General features: G+C 71.4%; 21 protein-coding genes and 1 pseudogene. 17 read left to right on the forward strand and 5 right to left on the reverse strand.

What is annotated here, in order from left to right; all coding sequences use genetic code 11:
- The first annotated feature begins 57 nt into the window (after positions 1–57).
- On the forward strand, positions 58–1,530 hold the full coding sequence (locus ACKUU6_RS29130) for a hypothetical protein (RefSeq protein ID WP_407991548.1): 1,473 nt from the start codon (positions 58–60) through the stop codon (positions 1,528–1,530).
- Between the two features lie 97 nt (positions 1,531–1,627).
- Here ACKUU6_RS29130 and ACKUU6_RS29135 read toward each other — a convergent pair whose 3' ends face one another.
- Positions 1,628–1,786, reverse strand: a complete 159-nt coding sequence (locus ACKUU6_RS29135) for a hypothetical protein (RefSeq protein ID WP_407991549.1) — start codon at positions 1,784–1,786, stop codon at positions 1,628–1,630.
- Positions 1,787–1,829: 43 nt separating this feature from the next.
- Between ACKUU6_RS29135 and ACKUU6_RS29140 the strand changes: the two are divergent.
- Together ACKUU6_RS29140 and ACKUU6_RS29145 are read left to right on the forward strand one after the other, a co-directional pair.
- Positions 1,830–2,162, forward strand: a pseudogene (locus tag ACKUU6_RS29140) (helix-turn-helix domain-containing protein); the annotation flags it as partial.
- Positions 2,075–2,488: a hypothetical protein gene (locus tag ACKUU6_RS29145; RefSeq protein ID WP_407992307.1), complete on the forward strand. Its 414-nt coding sequence runs from the start codon at positions 2,075–2,077 to the stop codon at positions 2,486–2,488. The pseudogene ACKUU6_RS29140 and the gene ACKUU6_RS29145, both read left to right, overlap by 88 nt.
- A 152-nt stretch (positions 2,489–2,640) precedes the next feature.
- Here ACKUU6_RS29145 and ACKUU6_RS29150 read toward each other — a convergent pair whose 3' ends face one another.
- Positions 2,641–3,999, reverse strand: a complete 1,359-nt coding sequence (locus tag ACKUU6_RS29150; RefSeq protein WP_407991550.1) for a glycosyltransferase — start codon at positions 3,997–3,999, stop codon at positions 2,641–2,643.
- Positions 4,000–4,173: 174 nt separating this feature from the next.
- Here ACKUU6_RS29150 and ACKUU6_RS29155 point away from each other — a divergent pair, with 174 nt between their 5' ends.
- Positions 4,174–6,237: a glycosyltransferase gene (locus ACKUU6_RS29155; RefSeq protein ID WP_407991551.1), complete on the forward strand. Its 2,064-nt coding sequence runs from the start codon at positions 4,174–4,176 to the stop codon at positions 6,235–6,237.
- A gap of 183 nt (positions 6,238–6,420) precedes the next feature.
- On the opposite strand, the gene ACKUU6_RS29160 is transcribed toward ACKUU6_RS29155, so the two are convergent.
- Positions 6,421–7,152, reverse strand: coding sequence for a YqjF family protein (locus ACKUU6_RS29160; RefSeq protein WP_407991552.1), 732 nt, complete (start codon positions 7,150–7,152; stop codon positions 6,421–6,423).
- A gap of 252 nt (positions 7,153–7,404) precedes the next feature.
- Between ACKUU6_RS29160 and ACKUU6_RS29165 the strand changes: the two genes are divergently transcribed.
- The 7 genes from ACKUU6_RS29165 to ACKUU6_RS29195 all read left to right on the forward strand — a co-directional run bounded on the left by ACKUU6_RS29165 (position 7,405) and on the right by ACKUU6_RS29195 (position 12,909).
- Positions 7,405–8,052, forward strand: a complete 648-nt coding sequence (locus tag ACKUU6_RS29165; protein WP_407992272.1) for a sigma-70 family RNA polymerase sigma factor — start codon at positions 7,405–7,407, stop codon at positions 8,050–8,052.
- The gene (locus ACKUU6_RS29170; RefSeq protein ID WP_407991553.1) at positions 8,052–8,537 is read left to right on the forward strand and encodes a DUF427 domain-containing protein; all 486 of its coding nucleotides are present in this window, start codon (positions 8,052–8,054) and stop codon (positions 8,535–8,537) included. Before ACKUU6_RS29165 ends, ACKUU6_RS29170 begins: the two co-directional genes overlap by 1 nt.
- 31 nt (positions 8,538–8,568) lie before the next feature.
- Entirely contained in the window at positions 8,569–9,663 is a 1,095-nt protein-coding gene (locus ACKUU6_RS29175; RefSeq protein WP_407991554.1) for a MerR family transcriptional regulator, read from the forward strand.
- Between the two features lie 88 nt (positions 9,664–9,751).
- Positions 9,752–11,248 (forward strand): SDR family oxidoreductase, encoded by a 1,497-nt coding sequence (locus tag ACKUU6_RS29180; protein ID WP_407991555.1) that lies wholly within the window; start codon positions 9,752–9,754, stop codon positions 11,246–11,248.
- A gap of 52 nt (positions 11,249–11,300) precedes the next feature.
- Positions 11,301–11,732 (forward strand): DUF3040 domain-containing protein, encoded by a 432-nt coding sequence (locus ACKUU6_RS29185; protein WP_408649645.1) that lies wholly within the window; start codon positions 11,301–11,303, stop codon positions 11,730–11,732.
- 23 nt (positions 11,733–11,755) lie between these two features.
- Positions 11,756–11,965, forward strand: coding sequence for a hypothetical protein (locus ACKUU6_RS29190; protein WP_407991557.1), 210 nt, complete (start codon positions 11,756–11,758; stop codon positions 11,963–11,965).
- Between the two features lie 83 nt (positions 11,966–12,048).
- Positions 12,049–12,909, forward strand: coding sequence for an oxygenase MpaB family protein (locus ACKUU6_RS29195; RefSeq protein ID WP_407991558.1), 861 nt, complete (start codon positions 12,049–12,051; stop codon positions 12,907–12,909).
- 64 nt (positions 12,910–12,973) lie between these two features.
- On the opposite strand, the gene ACKUU6_RS29200 is transcribed toward ACKUU6_RS29195, so the two are convergent.
- Together ACKUU6_RS29200 and ACKUU6_RS29205 are read right to left on the reverse strand one after the other, a co-directional pair.
- A complete protein-coding gene (locus ACKUU6_RS29200) occupies positions 12,974–13,828 on the reverse strand; it encodes an ABC transporter substrate-binding protein (RefSeq protein ID WP_407992273.1) in 855 nt (284 codons plus the stop codon).
- A 42-nt stretch (positions 13,829–13,870) separates the two neighbouring features.
- Positions 13,871–15,154, reverse strand: coding sequence for a cyanophycinase (locus ACKUU6_RS29205; protein WP_407991559.1), 1,284 nt, complete (start codon positions 15,152–15,154; stop codon positions 13,871–13,873).
- A gap of 346 nt (positions 15,155–15,500) precedes the next feature.
- On the opposite strand from ACKUU6_RS29205, the gene ACKUU6_RS29210 reads away from it, so the two are divergent.
- The 6 genes from ACKUU6_RS29210 to ACKUU6_RS29235 all read left to right on the forward strand — a co-directional run bounded on the left by ACKUU6_RS29210 (position 15,501) and on the right by ACKUU6_RS29235 (position 21,822).
- Positions 15,501–16,463: an ABC transporter substrate-binding protein gene (locus ACKUU6_RS29210; protein ID WP_407991560.1), complete on the forward strand. Its 963-nt coding sequence runs from the start codon at positions 15,501–15,503 to the stop codon at positions 16,461–16,463.
- A 1-nt stretch (position 16,464) separates the two neighbouring features.
- Positions 16,465–17,430 carry an amino acid ABC transporter permease gene (locus ACKUU6_RS29215; protein ID WP_407991561.1) on the forward strand — a complete coding sequence of 322 codons (966 nt, stop codon included), beginning with the start codon at positions 16,465–16,467 and terminating at the stop codon, positions 17,428–17,430.
- 15 nt (positions 17,431–17,445) lie between these two features.
- Positions 17,446–18,198, forward strand: coding sequence for an amino acid ABC transporter ATP-binding protein (locus ACKUU6_RS29220; protein ID WP_407992274.1), 753 nt, complete (start codon positions 17,446–17,448; stop codon positions 18,196–18,198).
- A complete protein-coding gene (locus tag ACKUU6_RS29225) occupies positions 18,195–19,400 on the forward strand; it encodes a M20 family metallopeptidase (RefSeq protein WP_407991562.1) in 1,206 nt (401 codons plus the stop codon). Before ACKUU6_RS29220 ends, ACKUU6_RS29225 begins: the two co-directional genes overlap by 4 nt.
- 144 nt (positions 19,401–19,544) lie before the next feature.
- Complete coding sequence (locus tag ACKUU6_RS29230; protein ID WP_407991563.1) at positions 19,545–20,843, forward strand: cyanophycinase; 1,299 nt, start codon at positions 19,545–19,547, stop codon at positions 20,841–20,843.
- Between the two features lie 118 nt (positions 20,844–20,961).
- Positions 20,962–21,822, forward strand: a complete 861-nt coding sequence (locus ACKUU6_RS29235; RefSeq protein WP_407991564.1) for a MurR/RpiR family transcriptional regulator — start codon at positions 20,962–20,964, stop codon at positions 21,820–21,822.
- Positions 21,823–21,827 lie beyond the last annotated feature (5 nt).

A 21,827-nucleotide genomic window follows, 5' to 3' on the forward strand; every position in this document is an offset into this window, starting at 1 on the left:
TTTCTCCTGGAACGGCATGCGGCAGCCGACGGTCGGCCGCCCACCCGAGGAGGAGCAATGGCGGCGACCCCACCTGAGCCCGGCTCAAGCGAATCCGCCGGCGGCGAGGGGCCCGGCACGGCAGGTCCCCCCGAGCAGACCCCGGCACCGCCGCCTCCCCCCGACCGTCCCGCACCACCGCCGGGACCCGGCCGGCCCCGCGTCGCGGCGGCGGGGGACGCCGACGAGATCACCCGGCTGCACGAGCGGATCGCCGTGCTGGAGGCCGCCCCGCGCAAGAAAGAACACCACCGCTGGCGAACCTCGGGCGCCGTCGTGCTCATCGTGATCACCTCCCTTCTGTCCCTGCTGTCCGTGCTGGCGGTGTGGACGTCCGACTTCGTCGGCAACACCGACCGCTACGTCCAGACCATGGCTCCGCTCGCCACCGACGCCGACATCCAGCAGGCCGTCACCGGCCGCGTCACCACGGTCGTCCTCGACCAGATCGACGTGAACGCCGTGGTCAAGGAGCTCTCCGACGCCGCCGCCGAGAAGGGCGTGCCGCCGAACGCCGCCAACCTGATCAACAACCTGAGCGGGCCGATCAAGAGCGGTCTGACCCAGTTGGTCAGCTCGACCGTGAACAAGGTCGTCACCAGCGAGCAGTTCGCCACCCTCTGGGTCGACGCCAACCGGGCCGTCCACACCGCCCTGGACAAGGCCCTCACCGGTAAAGGCGGCGGCGCGGTCGTCATCGAGAACAACCAGGTCTCCATCGACATCGCACCGATCGTCGCCAAGGTGAAGGACGAACTGGTCAACGCCGGTGTGGGGCCGGCCGCCAAGATCCCCGAAGTCCACACCAACTTCGTGGTCTTCTCCTCGAAGGACGTAGGCAAGGTCAAAACGTACTTCCGCCTGCTGGAGATCATGGGCGCCTGGCTGCCGATCGTCACCATCCTCATCGGTGCCTGCGCCGTGTTCCTGGCCCACAACCGCCGCCGGGCGCTGATCGGCGCCACCGTCGGGGTGGCGCTGGCCATGCTGCTGCTCGGCATCGTGCTTACCGTCTTCCGCTCGTTCTACCTTGACCACCTGCCACCGGGCGCCAACCAGGCCGCCGCCGGCACCCTTTACGACACCCTCATCCGCTTCATGCGGGCCACCATCCGCGCGGTCGGCGCGGTCGCCGTGGTCACCGCCGTCGGCGCCTTCCTGATCGGACCGTCCCGGCCCGCCGTCGCGGTGCGCACCGCCTGCCGGCGCATCATCGGCTCCCTGCGCGACGCGCTGTACTCGCTCGGCATGAAGCTCGGACCGGTCGGTCCCTTCGTGCACCGCTTCAAGGGCTGGATCGGCGCGGCGATCCTGCTGGTCGCCGCGGTGATCCTGGCCACCTGGTCCTACCCGACCTGGGCCGTCGTCCTGTGGATCACCTTCTTCGTGGCCCTCGCCTTCGCCATCCGCGAATTCCTCGACACCGGCCCCGGCGGCGACCGCACACCACCCCCGGCAGCCCCCGGCGCACCCCCGCCGGCCCATGCGTGAGCGACCGCCCCACCGGGGCGGTCGGCCCGGTCCCCCCGCCGACCGCCCCGACGGAGGCAAGGAACGGGAGGTTCGATCGCGACAGACCGGGCGCGGGTCAGTTCGCCGACCCGCGCCGTAGGTACCAGATCGTGCCGACCGCGGTGGACAAGGTGACCGGCACGATCGCGAGCAGCGGGTACTCGCCGCCCGCGAGCTTGGCGCCGGTGGCGACCACGAGGACCACCGCGCCGATCGGCACCACGAAGCGGGCCATCGGAGAGTATCCGCAGCTGGCCGGGGTGGGGTTCCACGACTCACCGGGTCGGCCGAGGCTCGGCCCGGACCAGATCGCCAGGCTGGAGCGGGAGTTGGAGCGCGGTCCGCTCGTCCACGGCTGGGCGGACCAGCGGTGGACGCTCGTGCGGATCAAGACGCTGATCGGCAGGCTGTTCCACGTCTCGTACACGGTCGAGGGCACGTGGGCCCTGCTCAAGCGGCACGGCTGGTCTTGGCAGCGGCCCGCCCGGCGGGCGATCGAGCGCGGCGACACGGCGGTCGAGGTGTGGAAGAAGGCAACCTGGCCGCGGGTAGGAGCGCTGCGGCGGCCCTCGGGGCCTGGATCGTCTTCGAGGACGAAGCCGGGCAGTTGATGACGCCGCCGCGCGCCAGGACCTGGGGCCGGATCGGCCGAACCCCCGTCGCCAGGGTGCGAGGCCGGGACTCGGGCCGGGTGTCGATGGCCGGAATGGCTTGCTACAAGCCCGGTGAACGGTCCCGCCTGCTCTACCGCATCCGCGAGTACCGGGGCCGCAGGGAGGAGCCGAAGGGCTTCGGGTGGCGCGACTTCCGGGACCTGATCGTCCGCGCCCGGCACCAGCTCGGGGCGTCATGCCCGCGTCTGCGACCAAGGACGCGCCTGAACTCGACGAAGGACATGCGGATGAGCCTGCTGCACTGCGATGTCCACCGAGAGTGATCGCCGAAGCGTCGCACTCTCTGACGATTCCGCCCCACAGGCGAATGAGCGACGGAGTCACGATCTGCGACAGGGGGCGCTCATCGACGGCCCGCTGAGGGAGCGCCGCTCGGGCCGGCACGGCCGAGGGGAAGCACAGCAGGACACGCGACCTACGAGATCAGGGGTCTGCCGGGCATCACGTTGAGGAGTTGCCGCGCGGCGTGGCACGGCCCTGTCGAGAGGACCGCCTCGGCCAACGACTTGATCCGTTCGCCCGGTGAGGCCAGCAGCCGGTTCACTGTCGTGCCGACTGCGGACGGACTCGCGTTGTTGGGATCGAGCGCCAGTCCGAGTCCCGCCTGTTCCACGTCGTGCGCGATGACGAACTGGTCGCTGGAGAAGGGAAGGACGAGGGAGGGGACGCCGTAAGCGGTGCACTCGGTGAACGAGTTGTTGCCGCCGTGGTGGACCATGACGGCGCAGTGGGTCAGCAGCTGCTGCTGAGGCACGGTGTCCGCGATGTGGAGACGGTCGGGGGAGGCGGCTGCCAGGACTGGACTGCGGGAGAGTTCGGGTACGCGGTCCCCGGCGGCGGCGATCACGGACGCCTCGGTGTGCGTCAGCACCGCTTCGGTGACGGTGCGCAGGACGTCGTGGCGGGCGGACAGGAAGGTGCCGAAGGCGATGAGCACCAGAGGGCGGCCGCCGGAGCACAGCCGGGTGACGACGGCCTGCCATTTCTCGTCCAGTCCGGCTTCCACGGGCGGTGGTGTGCAGTGGCCGGAGTAGATCGCGGTGGGCCGGCCGGGAGGAGGGGGGAGGTTCGGCAGCCGGGGGTAGTTGAAGACCACGGCCTGTGGTGAGCAGAGTGCGAATGCCCTTTCCACCTCGGGCAGGTGGGGTGCGTGCCGACGGGCGATGTCGCGAAAGGAGCGTGTGAACGCCTGGTCGTTCGCGCTCACGGCCGCGAGGAGCTCGTCGAGGTCCTCGGGTGAGGGGCGGAGTGCTTTCGGCCAGGCCCGGGGGAGCCCGAAGTAGGCATCGGGCAGGGTCGGGATGTAGCTGGGGTGGCCGGGGCAGAAGGTCGCGTAAGGCAGCTCCAGGCAGTGCATGCTCAGCGTCACGGGGTAGCTGAGCTGGTCGACGAGGTACCAGTCGGCCTTCAACCGGCTGTCCAGGGCTCGCACGCTCTCCAAGACCCCCTCAGGGTCGGGGAGCATGTCGGCCGCCCTGTGGCGTGCCTGAGTGAGCAGGGTGGGAATCGCTCCTTCGCGGGTGGCCTCCAGGAACTCCCGCAGGCGTGCGGCCTCCGAAACGGCTTGGGACGTTCGTTCGGCGACGCCGGTGTTCGCGTTGCGGGTGACGGTGAGTTCGGTGAAGTCCAGGCCGCGCCGGGCGGCCAGGTCCGCGAAGGCCGGCGCGCACGCCAGCGTCACCTCGGCCCCCTCCTCTCGCAACGCCGCGCCGAGCGTGCTCATCGGCGCGGCGTGGGACTGGAACGGGGGACTGATCAACACGACTCGGGGCACGTCACTCTCCGCTGTCGGCGAGGCCGGGGGCGCTCGGGGGACACCTGGGGTGGTGCTGATGCCCCAGATCGTGCCATGCCAACACCTGCGGCGGAACGGTGCCGGGTGCCGCGCCATCCCTTCGGCGGCGCGGCACCGAAAGGGAGGTGACACCCGCGAGGAAAGGACGTTCCGATGGCGCACCGACCGTGCGGCCGGACAGAGAGCTTCCCGCCGGCCGACTCCGACGCACTGGTGCGGTGGCGACGCCACCACCTCGATCCCGCGTTGGACGAGCCGGGCGGCGACGATCTGCTGGCCCTGTTGGCCCGGGCGGAGTACGGCCGCCTGACCAGCGCCTGGGCCGAGCGCGCACTGCTGCCCGAGGACGTCGTCACCGCGCGACTGCGGCGCGCTGCCCGTTCCGGCACACCGGCCGATCCCTGGTGGCTGGTGGGACTGGCCGGCGGGGGAGTGCTGCAGCGCAGCGCTTTGGCCGAGGCCTGGGGGGTTACGGTGAGGGCGGGACTCCGGGCCGACGCCACGGCGGCGTTGCGAAGCCGCCTGTTGCTGCCCGTTCCGCCGAGCGAGCGGGCCTGTCTCCTCGACCTCGCCGAGCAGCACGCACTGTCACCTCTGGTCGCCGCGGAATGCGCTGCCGTGGCGCACAGCGACGAGCCGTCGGTCCGGCAGGCGGCCTGGCGTTACCTGTCGGGGCTTCGGGGCGGAGCGCGCGTCCTTCCCGTCGGCCGCGGGCGGTCGTCGGGCTGGTACGAGGCGCTGCTGCTCTCGGCCGCCTGGCAGCGAGCCGCTCCCGGGCACCGTGCCGGCGCTGGGTTCCGGCGTGCGGTGGCGGGGCTTCCGGCCGCTCCGGCCGGAGGGATCGTGGTGGCGCAGACGATGATGCTCGGAAGACTGGAGGAGCCCGGTGTCGGCGCCAGCGGGGGAATGAGTGTCCTGTTGGGCGCTCTCGGCGATGCCCTCGCCGCCACTGGCCAAATCGCCCGGGTGCTGACCCTGGCGCCCGCGTGCGGCGACGACCTGGGCGGTGGCTTGGTGACACGGCTCGGCACCGGGCACTGGCTCCTGCGGGTTCCCGTACCGGGGCCGGCGGCGGCTCCGGTGAACGCACCGGAGCTACGGGCCGGCTTGGCGTGGTGGATGGCGCGTCTGTTTGCCCTCCCGGGTGCCATGCCCGCAGTGGTGCACGCGCGTTTTGCCGACGACAGTTCGCTCGCCGTGGCGGATGCGGCTCGCCGCAGCGGCGCGCGGTTCGCCTTCACCGTCACGCCCGATCCCCACCGGACCATGGGGGAGCGGCACCGCGACATCGGCAGGGCCCTGTGCACCGAGCCGGCCGCGGCCCTGCGTGCGGACCTTCACCGTGTGTTCGCCGCCGATGTCCTCGCGGACCGCTGCGACCTGCTGGTCACCATCCCGGGGCCGACCGGAATCCGCGAACTCGCGACCCACTTCCCGCAGCTCACACACAGCGGCCGCAGGCGAAGGGTCGTATCGCCCGCCGAGGGGATCCCTCCATTCAGTCGGGCGGGCGGCGACACGGCTCTGGCCGTGGAGCTCATGCGTCGGCTCTTCGCAGGTGGCGACCGGGAGGACGGCCTGGATCCGGGCACCCGCAGCTCGCGGATGTTCCTCAGCGTGGGCCGGCTGCATCCCGTGAAGCAGCAGGACCGGCTGGTCGAGGCGTGGATCGAAGCAGGTCTGCACCACCGCACGACGCTGCTTCTGGTCGGCGGCTCGGCTGGTTCCGGAACGGCGGCCGAGCGTGAGATGCGCGGGCGCATCGCCAAGTTCGTCTCCGCGGAGCCGATGGCGCGGCGCAACCTGGCCTGCTGGCCGGCGCTGCCCAACCACCACGTCCGGCTTCTCGAACGGGTGCTGGCCGCGGAGCAAGCGCCGTACCCGCCGGTCTACGTCTGCCCGAGTGCCAAAGAGGAGTTCGGTCTCGCAGTCCTTGAGGCCATGGATGCGGGCCTGCCGGCAGCGGGACCTCAGCGCGGTGGCGTCCCCCACTACATCGACGACGGTGTCAACGGTTTTCTTCTGCCCACGCACTCGACCCCCGCCCTCTCCGCAATGCTGGCCGCCTTGGCGGCCGTGCCGAGTGACGAGCTGGCTTCGATCGCGGCAGCCGGAGCGAGCACCGTGACCGGCCGCTACTCGGCCCAGGCGATGGCCGGCGAACTGGCCGAGGCCTACCGGTTGCTGACCACGGCATCGTCGGCGCAGTCAGGCTGACCGCGTCCGAGGCCAGAACAGCCTGCAGGGCCCGCCGCGCTGAGCAACTTGAGCCGGCCGTGATGGGTAGGCGCCACTGTGGTCGGCTCCCACAGAGGTCGCCGGTCCGGGGGAGAGGAGTGAGGTGGCTGTCGCCTGCGGCGCCGCTCGTCGGCTGATCCCGCGCAGGGTTCACGCGCGTGCCTACACGTGCTGCCAGGCGCCGAAGCGCACGGGCACACCGGGGGAGTACAGGACGCTGGCCGGCGGGCCGTGGACATCGATGCCGGCGGCGCGGACCAAGTGGTCCGACAGGCCGCCGATGCGTGCTTCGTGCAGCGGCCACCTCGGATGGTCGGTCGGCAGGTAGACGGTTCGTCCGCGCACCCGGGTGTGCAGGCCCCATCGGGCGGTCAGGAAGTCGGCGAGCGGGCCGGGGGCAGGCAGCCGCCGGCCGATGTGCGCGGTCAGCACACACGTCCTGTCGGCGGGTGACGGCCAGTGTGCGCGGGTGGCGAGGAAGTAGGAATCGCCTTCGATCGCCAGGCGTGTCGAGGACCACCGGTAGGGCAGTGCCAGGGATGCGCGGGCTGCGAGAACCGCCGCCAGCCTAGGGGATTCCAGCGAACGGAAGACGACGCCGCGGCGTCCCTGCCGGTCCACCGAGTAGAGCCTGACGTTCACCTCCGGGAAGGTACCGAAGTACGGAAGGCCCGGGCCGCGGCCCGGGCCCAGGCGCTCCATCTGGAACGGCACGAGCCCAACCCAGCTGGTCCCGTTCCACAGGTCGGGCATCACATCGGGCGGCAGGAGGGGCGCGACCGCGGCAGGGTTGACGGGCCAGTGGATGAAGAGGGGGTGACGCCAGTACTGCGACAGCACAGGGACGCGTACGGGCCTGGTGGGATGCGCCGACAGGGGCTCGGTGATCATCATCTCTCCTGCTGCTCTGAGGCCGCCAGCGTGCAGCCAGCACCCTTCGCAGGGGCACTCGCATCGTTGGTGCAGCTGACCCGCCAGGGCCAGGCATCGCAGGCCACCTGACAACGGAGCGCCTGGTCGGTGGCCGCCGCCCCGCGCCACAGGCCCCGCCCTGGGGAGTCCATCAATTCGCTGCACAAACGGTTCAAGTGGGCCCATGGTGTCGAAACGATGCACGGTTTCACCGTGAACAATCCGATGCGCACCATGCGAGCCGGCCACGCTCATGGCAGGCAGCAGCCGACGGCCGAACTCTCGGCAGCCGTGCTCGAACGTGTCGCGCGAGGAGACAAGCAGGCCTTCGAGGAGCTCTACCACCGGATAGCCGGGCCGGTGTACGGAATGGCCCTGCGCACCCTTCGCGACAGAGCCCACGCCGAAGAGGTCGCGCAGGAAGTGCTGCTCGAAATCTGGCGCACCGCAGCCACCTACCGCAGCGACCGCGGGTCCGTCACGACCTGGGCGCTCACCATCGCGCACCGTCGGGCGGTGGACCGGGTTCGCTCGGTGAGGGCCTCGACCGAAAGGGACGACCGCATCGCCCGTCAGGATCCCGCCGACAGTGAGGCGCTGGAGGACCGCGTGGTGCGCTCCATCGAGCAGGCCCGGGTCAGGTCCGCGCTGGCGGGCCTGAGCCAAGTCCAGCGGGAAGCGGTGGTCCTGGCCTACTACGGCGGCTATTCACAGCGCGAGATAGCCGCTCTCACCCACACGCCTCTGGGCACGGTGAAGACCCGCGTCCGCGACGGCCTGCTCCGACTCAGGTCGGCCCTGGGCTTGGAATCCAGCCGTGGCGGCGAATCACCGCAGCCCACAGAGACCGCAGCGACGGAACGCAGGATCGGAGGAGCCTGATGAAGGAGCCGGACGCCGCCCGCGAATCGGTCTGGGACTACCCTCGGCCGCCGGCCGTCGAAGCCGCTTCCGGGCGGGTGGTCGAGATCTGGTTCGCTGACACGCTCATCGCCTCCACCCGATCCGCGCTTCGCGTACTTGAGACGAGTCACCCCCCGGTCTTCTACCTCCCGGCCGCCGACGTCGCCGTGGAACTGCTCACGCAAAGCCCCGCTGCGAGCGTCTGCGAGTGGAAGGGCCTCGCCTGCTACTGGGATCTCGATGTAGCCGGGCGCCACGTCCCGCGTGCCGCATGGAGCTATCCGGACCCGCTTCCCGGCTACGGCCAGCTCCGCAGCACCTTCGCGTTCTACCCCGGCCTGGTCGATCGCTGCACTGTGGACGGCGAAAGGGTCCGCCCCCAAGCCGGCGACTTCTACGGCGGCTGGATCACCAGCGAGATCACTGGCCCGTTCAAGGGTCGTCCCGGCACCTCGCGCTGGTGACCCGGCAGACAGCGCAAGGGAGGTTGACACCATGGAGACATCGTCGGCCGGCCATGACACACCCGCTCGGCCGAGCCCTGTTGCCGAGGCAGCCGATCCGGTGGAGCAGGCGGCCCTGCCCACGGGCGATGTCGCTCTTCTGCTCGGTGTGTCGCCGACCACGATCCGTTCCTGGGAGCGTCGCTACGGCATCGGCCCCGAACACCGACACGAGGGCCATCACCGCCGTTGGGGCCCACGCGACATCGCTGTCCTTGAGACGATGTGCCACCTCACCGCCCGCGGAGTTCCGCCCGCCGAAGCGGCCCGTGCGGCTCTGGCCGAACGCGACGCCCGACAACCGGCAACCTCTGTACCCAGCCGACCCGCTGACGTCGCGCGGGAGATTCCCGAGCGCGGCGCCAGCGGAGGCAGGGCACTGCGCGTTGGGAGCGTGCGGCCCGAATGCCGCGGACTGGCCCGCGCCGCCGTCCGGCTCGACGCGGCGGAGACCGTCAGGATTCTGCGCGAGGCGGTGAGCGAACACGGTGTCATCGAGGCGTGGACCGAGGTGATGATGCCGGCTTTGCGCGCGGCGGGCCGCAAGTGGGCGGTGGACGGCGAGCAGTACGTCGAGGTCGAGCACCTGCTGTCCTGGCATGTCTCCAGCGTCCTGCGCGAAGCGGCGATCGCCTCCATCGCGAGCGGACCGGGCCGCCCGGTCCTCCTGGCCGCGGGCCCTGGTGAGCAGCACACCCTGCCCCTTGAAGCCACTGCGGCGGCACTGTCCCAACGAGAGCTCCCCTTCCGCATGCTCGGCGCGGCGGTGCCGCGCCGAGCTCTGGTGGACGCCGTCCATCGGCTGGGGCCGTGTGCCGTGATGCTTTGGTCCCAGGACCACCGCACTGCGGACCAGGAGCTTGCCCGACTGGTGGGCGCTGCCACCTGGGGGGCCCGCGGCTCCCGCACCCGGGCTCTCGTGGTGGCCGCCGGGCCGGGCTGGCTCCGCCATGGCCCGCCTCCCGGCGCGTCGAGCCCCCGCACCCTCGCAGCAGCAGTCGACCTACTGGAACGAACCGCCCACCCGCCGGGACCCAGCACCCCCGGCCAGACCGCGGGCCCGGTGCCGGAGGAAATCCGCGGGTGACCTGTGAGCTGGATCCTGCGGCGCGACCGCGGCGTCCGGCGTCCAGATTGTTCGACCCGCACCGGCTACGCCGAACGGAGAAGCAGACATGGACCTGGAACCGTCCCGCGCCCTGCGCTGCCTGGTCACCGGTGCTACCGGCTACATCGGAGGTCGGCTGGTGCCCGAACTCCTCGCACAGGGGCACGCGGTGCGCTGCCTGGTGCGAGAGCCCGGCCGCCTGCGCGACCAGCCCTGGCGGGCTGAGGTGGAGACCGCGACCGGCGACGTCACCCGCCCCGAAACCCTCCCGGCGGCCTTCCAGGACATCGACGTCGCCTACTACCTGGTCCACTCGCTCGGCACCGGACCGTCCTTCGAGACCACCGACCGCGAGGCGGCCCGGGCCTTCGGGGCCGCCGCTGCGGCCGCAGGCCTGCGCCGGATCGTCTACCTGGGCGGACTCGTCCCCCGGAATGTCCCGCCCACCGGCCTCTCACCCCACCTGCGCTCGCGCGCCGAGGTCGGCCGGATCCTGCGCGACAGCGGCGTGCCCACCACCGAGCTCCGCGCCGCGGTGATCATCGGATCCGGCAGCGCGTCCTTCGAGATGCTCCGTCACCTCACCGACCGCCTCCCGGCGATGGTCACCCCGCGCTGGGTCTCCACCCGGATCCAACCCATCGCCGTCCGCGACGTCCTGCACTACCTGGTCGCCGCTGCCCGGCTGCCCGCCGCGCTGAACCGCAGCTTCGACATCGGCGGGCCGGACGTCCTCACCTACGAGGAGATGATGCAGCGCTACGCCCGCATCGCCGGGCTGCGGCGCCGTGTGATCGTCCCCGTGCCGGTCCTCACGCCCCGACTATCCAGCCACTGGGTCGGCCTGGTGACACCGGTCCCCAACTCCATCGCCCGCCCGCTGGTCGAGTCGCTGCGCCACGAGGTGGTCTGCGGCGAGCACGACCTCGCCCGGTGGGTGCCCGACCCGCCCGCCGGGTTGACCGGGTTCGACCGTGCCGTTGCCCTCGCGCTGCGCCGGATCAAGGACGCCGAGGTCGCCACCCGATGGTCCTCGGCCTCGCTGCCAGGTGCGCCCAGCGATCCGCTGCCCACCGACCCCGACTGGGCCGGCGGCAGCCTCTACCAGGACGTCAAGGAACGCCGGGTGACCGCCGCCCCCGATGCCGTGTGGCAGGTCATCGAAGGGATCGGCGGGGAGAACGGCTGGTACTCCTTCCCCCTCGCCTGGGCCCTGCGGGGGTGGCTGGACCGGCTGGTAGGTGGCGTCGGGCTGCGCCGGGGGCGGCGGGACCCGGCCCGCCTGCGCGTCGGCGACTCCCTCGACTTCTGGCGGGTCGAGGAGATCGAGCCGGGCCGGCTGCTGCGGCTGCGCGCGGAGATGCGGCTGCCCGGGCTGGCCTGGCTGGAGCTGTCCGTCGAACCCGACGGGCCGGGCAGCTGCTACCGGCAGCGGGCCCTGTTCCATCCCCACGGGCTCGCCGGGCACGCCTACTGGTGGGCCGTCGCACCGTTCCACACGGTGGTGTTCGGGGGCATGGCGCGCAACATCACCGAACGAGCCCACCCGGCCGACCGCGGCTGAACCGCCGATCCGGTTCCCGGTGCTGCCCTGACATCTTGAACGTGCCTGCAGCATGGGTCAGTTGACGGCACATCCGGCGCCCGACGCGACGCTCCCGCACGGTGCCGAGCAGGCGGCCGTTGCGGTGCGCAAACGCTGCAACCAGCACACCAGGCGGTGCTGGGCGACGGTGGGGATCCTGGAGGTGGAGGCCATGGCTCATCCCCTGACCGCCTACGAGAGGCGGCTCATCGACGAGATCGAGTGCGCCCTGAAAGCGACCGATCCCCGGCTGCAGCGAATGCTCGGCCGCCGCACCAAACCCGTCCGGCTGTGGATCTGGCAGCCCCGCCGACTGGCGGCGCTGGCATCGCTGGCGGCCGTGCTGGTACTTGCCGCAGCCACACTCGCGTGCACGGTCACACCATGGGCCGCGGTCGCAGCCGTGCTCGGCGCGATCGCCTTGGCCATCGCGTTCCGGCGACTTGCCGGCCTTCACCTGTGACAAGCACTCTCTTGGAGCCGATCATGTCCCTTCCCGAACCGACAGGCCGGCGCGCCGCCGGACCGTCCCCCACGGAGACGCCCGAGTGCGAGGCCTCCACGAGCCACGCGATCTCGACGCCCGAGTCGGTCGAGCTGCGCACCGCGTGGCCGGGCTGGATCCCGCTGACCCTCATCCTCGCGACCGCGCTCGTGCTCGCCGCGTTCGCGGTGGGCAGGATCGCCGGATGGTGAGTTCCGGCCCCGCCACGCGGCAGGCCGCCGGACGGCTCCCTTCCGAGGCGCCCGAACCCGCTGGTGAGGCGAGGGACACGATGATGCCTTGGCATCTGGATCCTTGGGGTCCGCGCGAGCGGATCGGCGACGAGCTGTTCGCGCGGATCGCCGGGCCCCAGGGTCGGGCTGTCAGGGAGCGCATCCACTCGGCCCCGGGGCCGCGCTGGTTCGGCCCCGGTCGTGAGATCCGCACCGTGCACGGCGACGCCGCGATGTTCGTCGGCGGCCTGGCAGCTCTCCTGCTCCAGTCCCTGCACCCAGTGGCGATGGCGGCCGTGGCCGACCACTCCGGCTACCGCAGCGATCCCTGGGGCAGGCTCCAGCGCACCAGTACCTTCCTGGCCGTCACGACCTTCGGCCCGGCCACCGACGCCCAGGCGGCCGTCGACCGGGTCCGCACAGTCCACGCACGCATCCGCGGAACGACACCGGCCGGGCAGCCCTACCAGGCCGACGACCCGCACCTGCTCGGATGGATTCACACCGCCCAGACCCACTGCTTCCTGCGCGCCCACCAGACGTACGGACAGGGCCCGCTGGATCCCGCCGGCCGCGACCGGTACGTGGCCGACGCCGCACACCTGGCGACCGCCCTCGGTGCCGAGGACCCGCCGCGCACCGAGGCCGCTCTCGACGCCCGGCTCGCCGCCTACCTTCCTGAGCTCGTTCAGAGCGGCCCGGCCAGATCGGCCGCGCGGTTCCTGCTCCTGCGTCCGCCCATCACGGTCGTGGCCCGCCCGGCCTATGGCGCCTTGGCGGCAGCGGCGGTCGCTCTGCTGGAGCCGCACCACCGCCGCCTGCTCGGCCTGCCCGCCACCCGCCTGCTCGACGTGTCCGCCCGCCCGCTCGGGTGCGCCGTGGTGCGGACGGTCCGGTGGGCGATGCCGCCACCTCGAAGCTGAACGACGCGCTGCCGCTGCCGGGCGGGCCCGACGTGCCGGGCGCGCCCGGCAGCGGCAGCGGCTGTCAGTCGAGCGCGCCGTTGATCGTCGCCGAAGGGATCGCGATGTTCGGCACGTGGTAGGCATCCAGGATCTTCAGATGGGAACCGTCGTCCATCAGCGACTGCAGGGCGTCCCGGATCGACTCCGTCAGCCCCGGCACCGCCTTGGAGACGCCGATTCCGATGGGTGACGCGCTGGTGGGGCCGACGGCCTCCTTGCCGACCACCGTGTCGAAGGTGACGCCGTTGTCCGCGGTGCCGGCGACGTACGCCGCGGTGACCTCATCAAGGAGGTCAGCCGAGACCTTGCCCGCTCGCAGCGCGAGCTGTGCCTCGGAGTCCTTGGTGAAGGCGAGCACGGTGATGGCCGGCTTGCCCTGCTGCCTGCACTGCTCCTGGCGCTGGTCGAGGAGCCGCTGGTGGTTGGTTCCGGTCTGCACCGACACGCTCTTGCCGCACACGTCCGTGAGGACCTTGATGTTCTCCGGGTTGCCCTTCTCCACCAGCCAGCCCGGGCCCGCGTTGATGTAGTCGACCAAGTCGACCGCCTGCTGGCGCTCCTTCTTGTCGGTCATCGCCGACATGACGGCATCGAAATTGCCGGCCTGGACCGCGGGAAGCAGACCATCGAACCTCTGGCCCGTGAACTCGAACCTGATCCCGAGGCGGGCGCCGATCGCCTGCCCCAGGTCGTAGTCGACACCGGTGATCTCCTTGCTGCCTTCCGATACGTACATCTCGAACGGCGGATAGGGGACGTCGCCATCGCCGCGCGCGCGGCCGGGGCGCCCGGACTGCCGGCCGGGATCCCGTGAGGGGGAGTGCTCGGGACTCCTGGATGCGATGCCATCGCAACGCTGCGGGGCCGGTTGTCGGATGACGACCGGCCCCGCAGCGGTATCACGGCTCGCGCGGTGTCCTCAGTACACGTAGAGGTGCGTGGTGAGGTTGGCGAAGGAGACCGTGGTGCCGCTCTTCCACGCCTTGTAGTCGCTGTTCTTGGTGAGGTCCGCCTCGAAGCGTGGGCCGCTCTCGTAGCTGATCCCGTACTGGGTGGTGCTGCGTCCGGCGTTCGCCAGCTCGGTGGCCATCTTGACCATCTGGTTGGGATGCGCGGTGTTCGGCTCGGGCGAGGAGAAGATGTCGCTCCAGCGGGTGCCGACGGTGCCCGTGGTGGGCGCGTAGGCGGCCTTGGTGGAGGCGGCGGTCCAGGTGGCGGGGTTGTAGGTGTCGCCGCTGGTCAGGTACGACCACTTGACGTTGTCGACGGCCCAGTAGCCGCCTGAGGTGCCGGTGGTGGCGGACCTGAGGTCCAGGACGGAGACGCCGCCCGAGCCGACGACGGTCGTGGTCTCGCCGGTGGTGCCGGGGGAGTCGACGACGAGGGCGGTGTCCTCGTCGACGCCGAAGGCGCGGTTGTGGCCTGTGTCGGCGGCCAGGCGGACCATGCGGCCCTGGCGGCCGCGGGCGGCGAAGTGGGTGTCGAGCAGGCCGCTGGCGAAGAAGTTGAAGCCGCCGGCGGGGCGGTAGGTGAGGTCGTCGGGGTAGGTGGTGCTGGGGGTGGTGTAGGAGCCGTAGCGCAGGGCGTCCCAGCTCTCCCCGCCGGTGACCATGTCGCGCCCGTTGGCGATGGTGGTGCCGGCGCTGGTGCCCATGACGGCGGCGCCGGCGGTCCACTTGGCGCGGATCGCGGCCAGGGCGGGCGTGTCGGCGTTGTCGCTCTTCATCAGGGTGGTCACCAGGCGGCTCTGGTCGCCGCCGCCGAAGAAGAAGCCGGTCATGGAGTTGATCTGGTCGACGACGGTCCGGCTGGAGCTGTTGGCGAGGTGGTCGAGGTCGATGGGGATCCACTGCGCGTCGGCCGCGCCGAAGCCGCTCTTGAGCAGGTCGGCGTAGTAGGCACCGTTGCAGACGGAGTTGGAGCACTTCGCGGGGTCGTTCGCGTTCGGGTCGTTGGCGGGGACGTCGGAGGCTGCGGTGACGACGCCGATCCGGGCCGAGGAGCCGCCCGCCTTGGCGACGAAGGTGCCGTACACGGCGGTGTTGGTCGCAGCCACGGCGCCTCCGGCCAGGACGAGTGTGCCGGGGCCGGAGCCCGCGGCCGCAGCGGTACTGGCCGGCGCGATCAGGGTGGTTCCGAGTGCGGCCGTGCCGATCAAGGCGACGGTCCGCCACAGGGACGGACGGTGGGCGTACGAGCGCATGCGAGCTCCTGTGGGGGAGGCCGGGCCGCAGGGGGAGTGCGGCGTCGGCGAGGAGAGCCGGCCCGGCGTGGGGGCAGGGCAGGCGAGCAGTGCCCGGCACGGTGATACCCCTGCCGTGCTGGTGCAGGAATGGAACATACAGACCAAGAAGTACTCGCGATAGATGTAATGAAATATTCGAGCACAGGGATCACCTGCTGATGCCCCATCAGCAGGTTCATGGAGGGCTGTCCGGCGTTACCTATTTGTATCCCTCGTTACATGTAGCCATCAGTTGGATTTCGTTGTAACGTCCTGGCCAGCGGTGCAGCCCCCAGCGCCGTCCAGGTTTCCGAAAGGCAACGACGTGACCTTCACCGTCTCCCGCAGACCGGCGATGCTGGCCGCCCTCGTGGCGTGCGGCTCCCTCGTGCTCACCGCCTGCGGCTCCTCTGGTGACAGCACCACCACCTCCGGCACGGCCTCCACCAGCGCCGTCACCGTCGCAGGCGTCTCCATCGCCCGCGACGCGGCCCTGCACGACGCGCTCCCGGCGTCAGTGAAGAAGGCCGGCAAGGTCCGGGTCGCCACCGATGTCCCCTACCCGCCGTTCGAGATGTACGTCACCGAGGGCGGCAAGGAGATGACCGGCCTGGACTACGACCTCGGCCAGGCCCTCGGCGCCAAGCTCGGCGTCCAGTTCGAGTTCCAGGCCCAGAAGTTCGACGGCATCGTCCCCGCGATCCAGGCCGGCAAGTACGACGCCGCCGTCTCGGCCATCACCGACAACAAGGAACGCGAGCAGGTCGTCGACTTCGTCACCTACTCCCACTCCGGCACCGGCATCATGGTCGCGAAGGGCAATCCCGACAAGATCGTCACCCTGGACGACCTGTGCGGCAAGAAGGCCGCCGTCCAGACCGGCACCAACCAGCAGAAGCTCCTGACCAAGCACCAGGACGCCTGCAAGGCCGCCGGAAAGCCCGCCATCGACGTCCAGGCCTTCCCCAAGGACTCCGACGCCCAGCTCGCCCTGCGCTCCGGCAAGGTGGCGGCCGACGTCCTCACCAAGCCCGCGGGCGGCTGGACAGCCAAGACCGCCGACGACGGCACCGCCTTCGAGCTGGTCGACGACCCGGCCGCCACCGGCGGCTACAACGCCTCCCCGAACGGCATCGCCATCGCCAAGTCCCTGCCCGAGCTGACCGACGCCGTGCAGAAGGCCCTGCAGCAGCTGATCGACGACGGCTCCCTCGCCAAGATCTACGACAAGTACGGCGTCGCCTCGATCGCCGTCGCCAAGGCCGTCAAGAACGGCGCGGTGGACTGACATGGCCACCACCCAGCATCACACCCCGGGCACCGGCAGCACAGCCGGTCCCGGCCCCGGTGACCTGGTGGCGGTTCCCGTGCGCCACTGGGGCCGCTGGATCACCGCCGCAGTGGCCCTGGTCGGCCTGGTCGGCCTGGTCGGCTCCCTGGCCAAGAACCCCAACCTGCACTGGGACGTGGTCGGCCGCTACCTGTTCGCCGGCCTGATCTTCGACGGCCTGGTCACCACACTGTGGCTGACCGTCGCGGCGATGGCTCTCGGCCTCGGGCTCGGCACCCTGGTCGCGGTCATGCGTCTGTCTGCCAACCCGGTGCTGTACGGCCTGTCCACGCTGTTCGTGTGGCTCTTCCGAGGGACCCCGCTGCTGGTCCAGATCATCTTCTGGGCCTACGCCGCCGCCCTCTACAAGCACATGATGATCGGCATCCCGTTCACCACGGTCACCTTCGTGGAGTTCGACACCAACAGCCTGCTCACCCCCTCGATCGCGGCCCTGCTGGCCCTGGGCCTCAACGAGGCCGCGTACGCGTCCGAGATCGTCCGTGCCGGCATCCAGTCCGTCGACCCCGGCCAGACGGAGGCCGCCCACTCCCTGGGCATGAAGCCCGCCCTGACGATGCGTCGGATCGTGCTGCCGCAGGCGATGAAGGTGATCATTCCGCCGATGGGCAACGAGACCATCAACATGCTCAAGACCACCGCCTATGTCTCGGTGATCGCCGCGCACGACCTGATGTCGAACATCCAGGACGTCTACGCCCAGAACTACCAGGTCATCCCGATGCTCGTGGTCGCGGCGCTGTGGTACCTGGCCCTGACCACCGTGCTGTCCGTCCCGCAGGCCTGGCTGGAGCGCCGCTACGGCCGCGGCACCACCCGCGCAGCCCGGGTCTCGCCGTTGCGCCGGATGTTCGTCGGCGTCACCACCACCCCGTTCCCCGCCACCCGCAACCTGAAGGGCTGAACCGTGGCCCAGCCGATGGTGCACGCCGAGGGCGTGCGCAAGCACTACGGACGGCTCGAGGTCCTCAAGGGCATCGACCTGACCGTCGAACGCGGCCAGGTGTGCTGCCTGCTCGGACCCTCCGGCTCCGGCAAGTCGACGTTCCTGCGCTGCATCAACCACCTGGAGAAGGTCGACGGCGGCAAACTGGCCGTCGACGGCACCCTGGTCGGCCACCGACAGGCGGGAAACCGCCTGCACGAGCTGCGCGAGGCGGAGGTGGCCGAGCGCCGCCGCGAGATCGGCATGGTCTTCCAGCGCTTCAACCTCTTCCCGCACATGACCGCACTGGAGAACGTGACCGAGGCGCCCGTGAAGGTCGCCGGCGTCAACAAGAGCGACGCCCGTGCCCAAGCCCAGCGCCTGCTGGAGCGGGTCGGCCTGGGCGACCGTGCCGACCACTTCCCGGCCCAGCTCTCCGGCGGCCAGCAGCAGCGCGTCGCGATCGCCCGCGCGCTGGCCATGAAGCCCAAGCTGATGCTCTTCGACGAGCCCACTTCCGCGCTTGACCCGGAGCTGGTCGGCGACGTCCTGGACGTCATGCGCGACCTGGCCGCCGACGGTATGACCATGGTGGTGGTCACCCACGAGATCGGCTTCGCCCGCGAGGTCGGCGACGTCGCGGTGTTCATGGACGACGGCATCGTCGTAGAAGCCGGTGACCCCCGTACGGTCCTCGGCAACCCGGAGCAGGAGCGCACCAAGGCGTTCCTGTCCAAGGTCCTGTGAACGCCCCCGCCACGGTCGATGCCTACGCCGCAGCTCGTCTGCTGCCCCTGGCCCACGACCTGATGCCCCGCTACCTCGCCGACCTGGCCGAACTCGTCGCCATCGACTCCGGCTCCCACAGCCCCGAGGGCGTCAACCGAGTCGCCGACTGGCTCCAGGCACGCCTGCACGCCCTCGGCCTCACGACCGAACGCATCACGCCCGACGGGCCTGTCCGCACCGGCGACGTCCTCATCGCCCGCCGCACCGGACGTCTCGCACCAGGCCAGGGCGGGCGCCGGATCCTGCTGGCCGGCCACATGGACACCGTCTTCGACGACGGCACAGCCGCGGCCCGCCCCTTCCGGATCGACGGCACCATCGCCTACGGCCCCGGAGTCAGTGACGACAAGGGCGGCCTCCTCGCCGGCATCGCCGCCCTCGAACTCCTGCTGCGCTCCGGCTGGCGGGACCACGCCGAGATCATCCTGCTGGCCACCCCCGACGAGGAGATCGGCTCACCCGCCAGCCGGCCCGTCACCGAACACCTCGCCGCCCAGGCGGACTACGCGCTGGCCCTCGAATGCGCCCGCGAGAACGGCGACCTCGTGGTCGCCCGCAAGGGCGTCGCCGACTTCCTGGTCACCGTCACCGGCCGCGCCGCCCACTCCGGCGTCGAACCCGAACGCGGCGCCAGCGCCGCCCTCGCCGCCTCCCACCTGCTGGTCGACCTCCAGGCCCTCAACGGAAGCATCGACGGCGTGAGCGTCAACGTCGGCGTCATCCAGGCCGGCCACCGCACCAACGTGGTGTGTCCGAGCGGCGAGTTGCGCCTGGAAGTGCGCGCCACCACCACCGAGGGCCTGCGCGAGGCCGAGCGGGCGGTGCGCGAGCTCGCCGTCCGCCCCTACGTCCCCGGTACCACCGCGGTGGTCGAACGCCTCGACGTGTGCCCGCCGATGGAGGGCACCCCCGCCGCCCGCGCCATGTTCGACCTCGCCGGCCTGGCCGCCACCGAGCTCGGCCTCACCCTCGGCGCGGCCGCCACCGGGGGCGTCGGCGACGCCAACCTCATCGCCGGCGCCGGCACCCCCACCCTCGACGGCCTCGGCCCCGTCGGCGGAGCCGACCACTCACCCCAGGAGTGGCTCGACACCACCACCGTCCCGGCCAGGATCGCCGTCCTCGCCGCCGTCTGCGCCGGGCTCGGCCACCAGCGCTGACCGGACCCGGTCCGAAACGGACCGGCCAAGACCCCGGCAGGCCGTTCCGCACCGGGCCTGCTGGAACCCCGGGGCCGGGCACGCCCTGACAGCCGAGCCCGGCCCCGGAACACCCCCACCACGCAGCCACCTCCTGGAGCGCCCGTGCACCGCGCCGCACCATCGCATGCCGTCACCCTTCGCACCGTCACCGTCAGCGCGGTCACCGCCGCGGTCTGCGTCGCCGCCACCCTCACACCTGCGGCCGCCGAGACCCCCCACCGGCCGGGTGGCGGCACCCTGATCCTGGTCGGAGGCGGACTCAAGGACGCGCGCATCTACCGCGAGATCATCGCCAAGGCCGGCGGGCCCGAGCGCGCCCGCATCGGCGTCGTCACCGCCGCCTCCGTCCCGCCCAGCCAGGACCCCAATGCCGCCGACCCCGACACCTGCTCCAACTCCGCCTGCAACGGCTCCTACTACGCAGACGTCCTCAAGGCCCACGGCGCCGCCGACGCCCAGTGGATCCCCGTCGACATCGAGCACATCGAAGCCGCCGACTCCGAAGCCGTCCTCGCCCAGGTCAACTCCATGACCGGGTTCTTCTTCGGCGGCGGCGACCAGTACCGCTACGTCACCAGCCTCCTGCACGGCCCCGCCCACACCGACTCCAAGGTCCTGGCCGCCATCCGCGCCAAGCTGGCCGCAGGCGCGGTCGTCGCCGGCACCAGCGCGGGCGCCCAGATCGCCTCCGGCCCCGACATGGTCACCGGCGGTGACAGCTACCAGGCCCTGCGCGACGGCTCCGCCCCGGGCTACTTCGACGACCCCACCCGGCTCGGCTATCTCCCGGCCGGCGGCTTCGGATTCCTGGCCTCGGGTCTGATCGACACCCACACCGGCACCTACGGCCGCGAGGGCCGCGCCGTCCGCCTGGCCGCCGACACCGGCCACGACCAGGTCTTCGCCCTCGACGAGGACACCGCCCTCGAGGTCGAAAACGGCGGCACCCGCCAGGAGAACCTGCGTGTACTCGGCAACCACGGCGTCTCGGTCCTGGACCTGCGCCACGCCCGGGTCGCCACCGGCCCCGGCGGATGGTCGATCCGCTCGGTCGGCTACACCTATCTCACCGACGGCGACCAGTACGACCCCCGCAGTCGGCGTACCCGACCCGCCCCCGCCAAGCGGCCGTTCAAGCCGGTGGGCACTGCCCCGGTGCCGGCCAACAACGACATCTTCTACTCGGTGGCCAACCCCAGCGGCACTCCGTACTCCTTCTCCGGCACCGCCCGCGCCCTGGTCGCCACCACCGCACAGCACACCGCCACCGCGACCACCTGGGAGAGCGGCCCCGGCTTCCAGGTCACCTTCACCGAGAACCCCTCCTCGCGCGCCTACACCGCCGACGGCGCCACCCCGGCCACCCTCACCGGCCTGGACATCGCCATCGGCCCCCGCTGACCCGGCCACCCCCACCGAATCCGGTCCGCCCGGCCCGCCCGTCCCCCGAGCGGTCCGGGCTCCGCCGTCCGCAGCCGATATCGTTTCCCCGATCACCAACCCGAGAGGACCAGCCACCATGTCGGCCGCCGCCCCGATCGCCGAGCAGATCCGTACCCGGCTCGGTGAATGCAGCCCCGCCGAACGCAAGGTCGCCCGCGTCCTGCTCGCCAACTGGCCCGCCGCGGGCTTCGAGACCGTCGCCACCCTCGCTGAACGCGCCACCGTCAGCGCCCCCACCGTCCTGCGCCTGGTCACCCGCCTCGGCTACCGCGGCTTCCCCGACTTCCAAGCCGCCCTGCGCACCGAGCTCGACGAACGCAACGCCTCCCCACTGTCCCTCTTCACCACCCCCGGGGATGATGCCGACGCACAGTCCGGCCTCCTCCAGCGCGCCTCCACTGCCTTCGTCACCGCCATCGGCCGCACCCTCGCCGAGCTGCCCCAGCACGACCTGGACCGGGCCATCGAGCTGTTGGCCGACCCCAAGCGACGCATCACCCTGGCCGGCGGACGCTTCACCCAGCTCTTCGCCCAGTACCTCGGCCTGCACCTGATGCAACTGCGCGACGACGTCCGCTTCCTGCCCGACCGTGACGTCGAGCGCACCGCCGCCCTCGCCGCCCTCGGCCGCCGCGACGTCCTGGTCGTCTTCGACTACCGCCGCTACGAACCCGACAAGGTCGCCATGGCGCAGCTCGTTCAGGAGCACGGCGGCCGCGTCATCCTGTTCACCGACACCTGGCTCTCTCCCGTCGCAGCTCACGCCGAGGTCGTCCTCCCCAGCCAGGTCACCTCACCGTCGCCCTACGACAGCCTCGCCCCCACCCTGGCCGTCACCGAGACCGTCATCGCAGGAGTCCTCAACTCGCTGGGCGACCAGGGACACCAGCGGATGCAGGAGCGCGAGGACATTGCCAAGACCCTCGGCCTGTACTGATACGC

Source organism: Kitasatospora sp. CMC57, assembly GCF_045866025.2.
In the GTDB taxonomy this organism is placed as follows: Bacteria; Actinomycetota; Actinomycetes; order Streptomycetales; family Streptomycetaceae; genus Kitasatospora.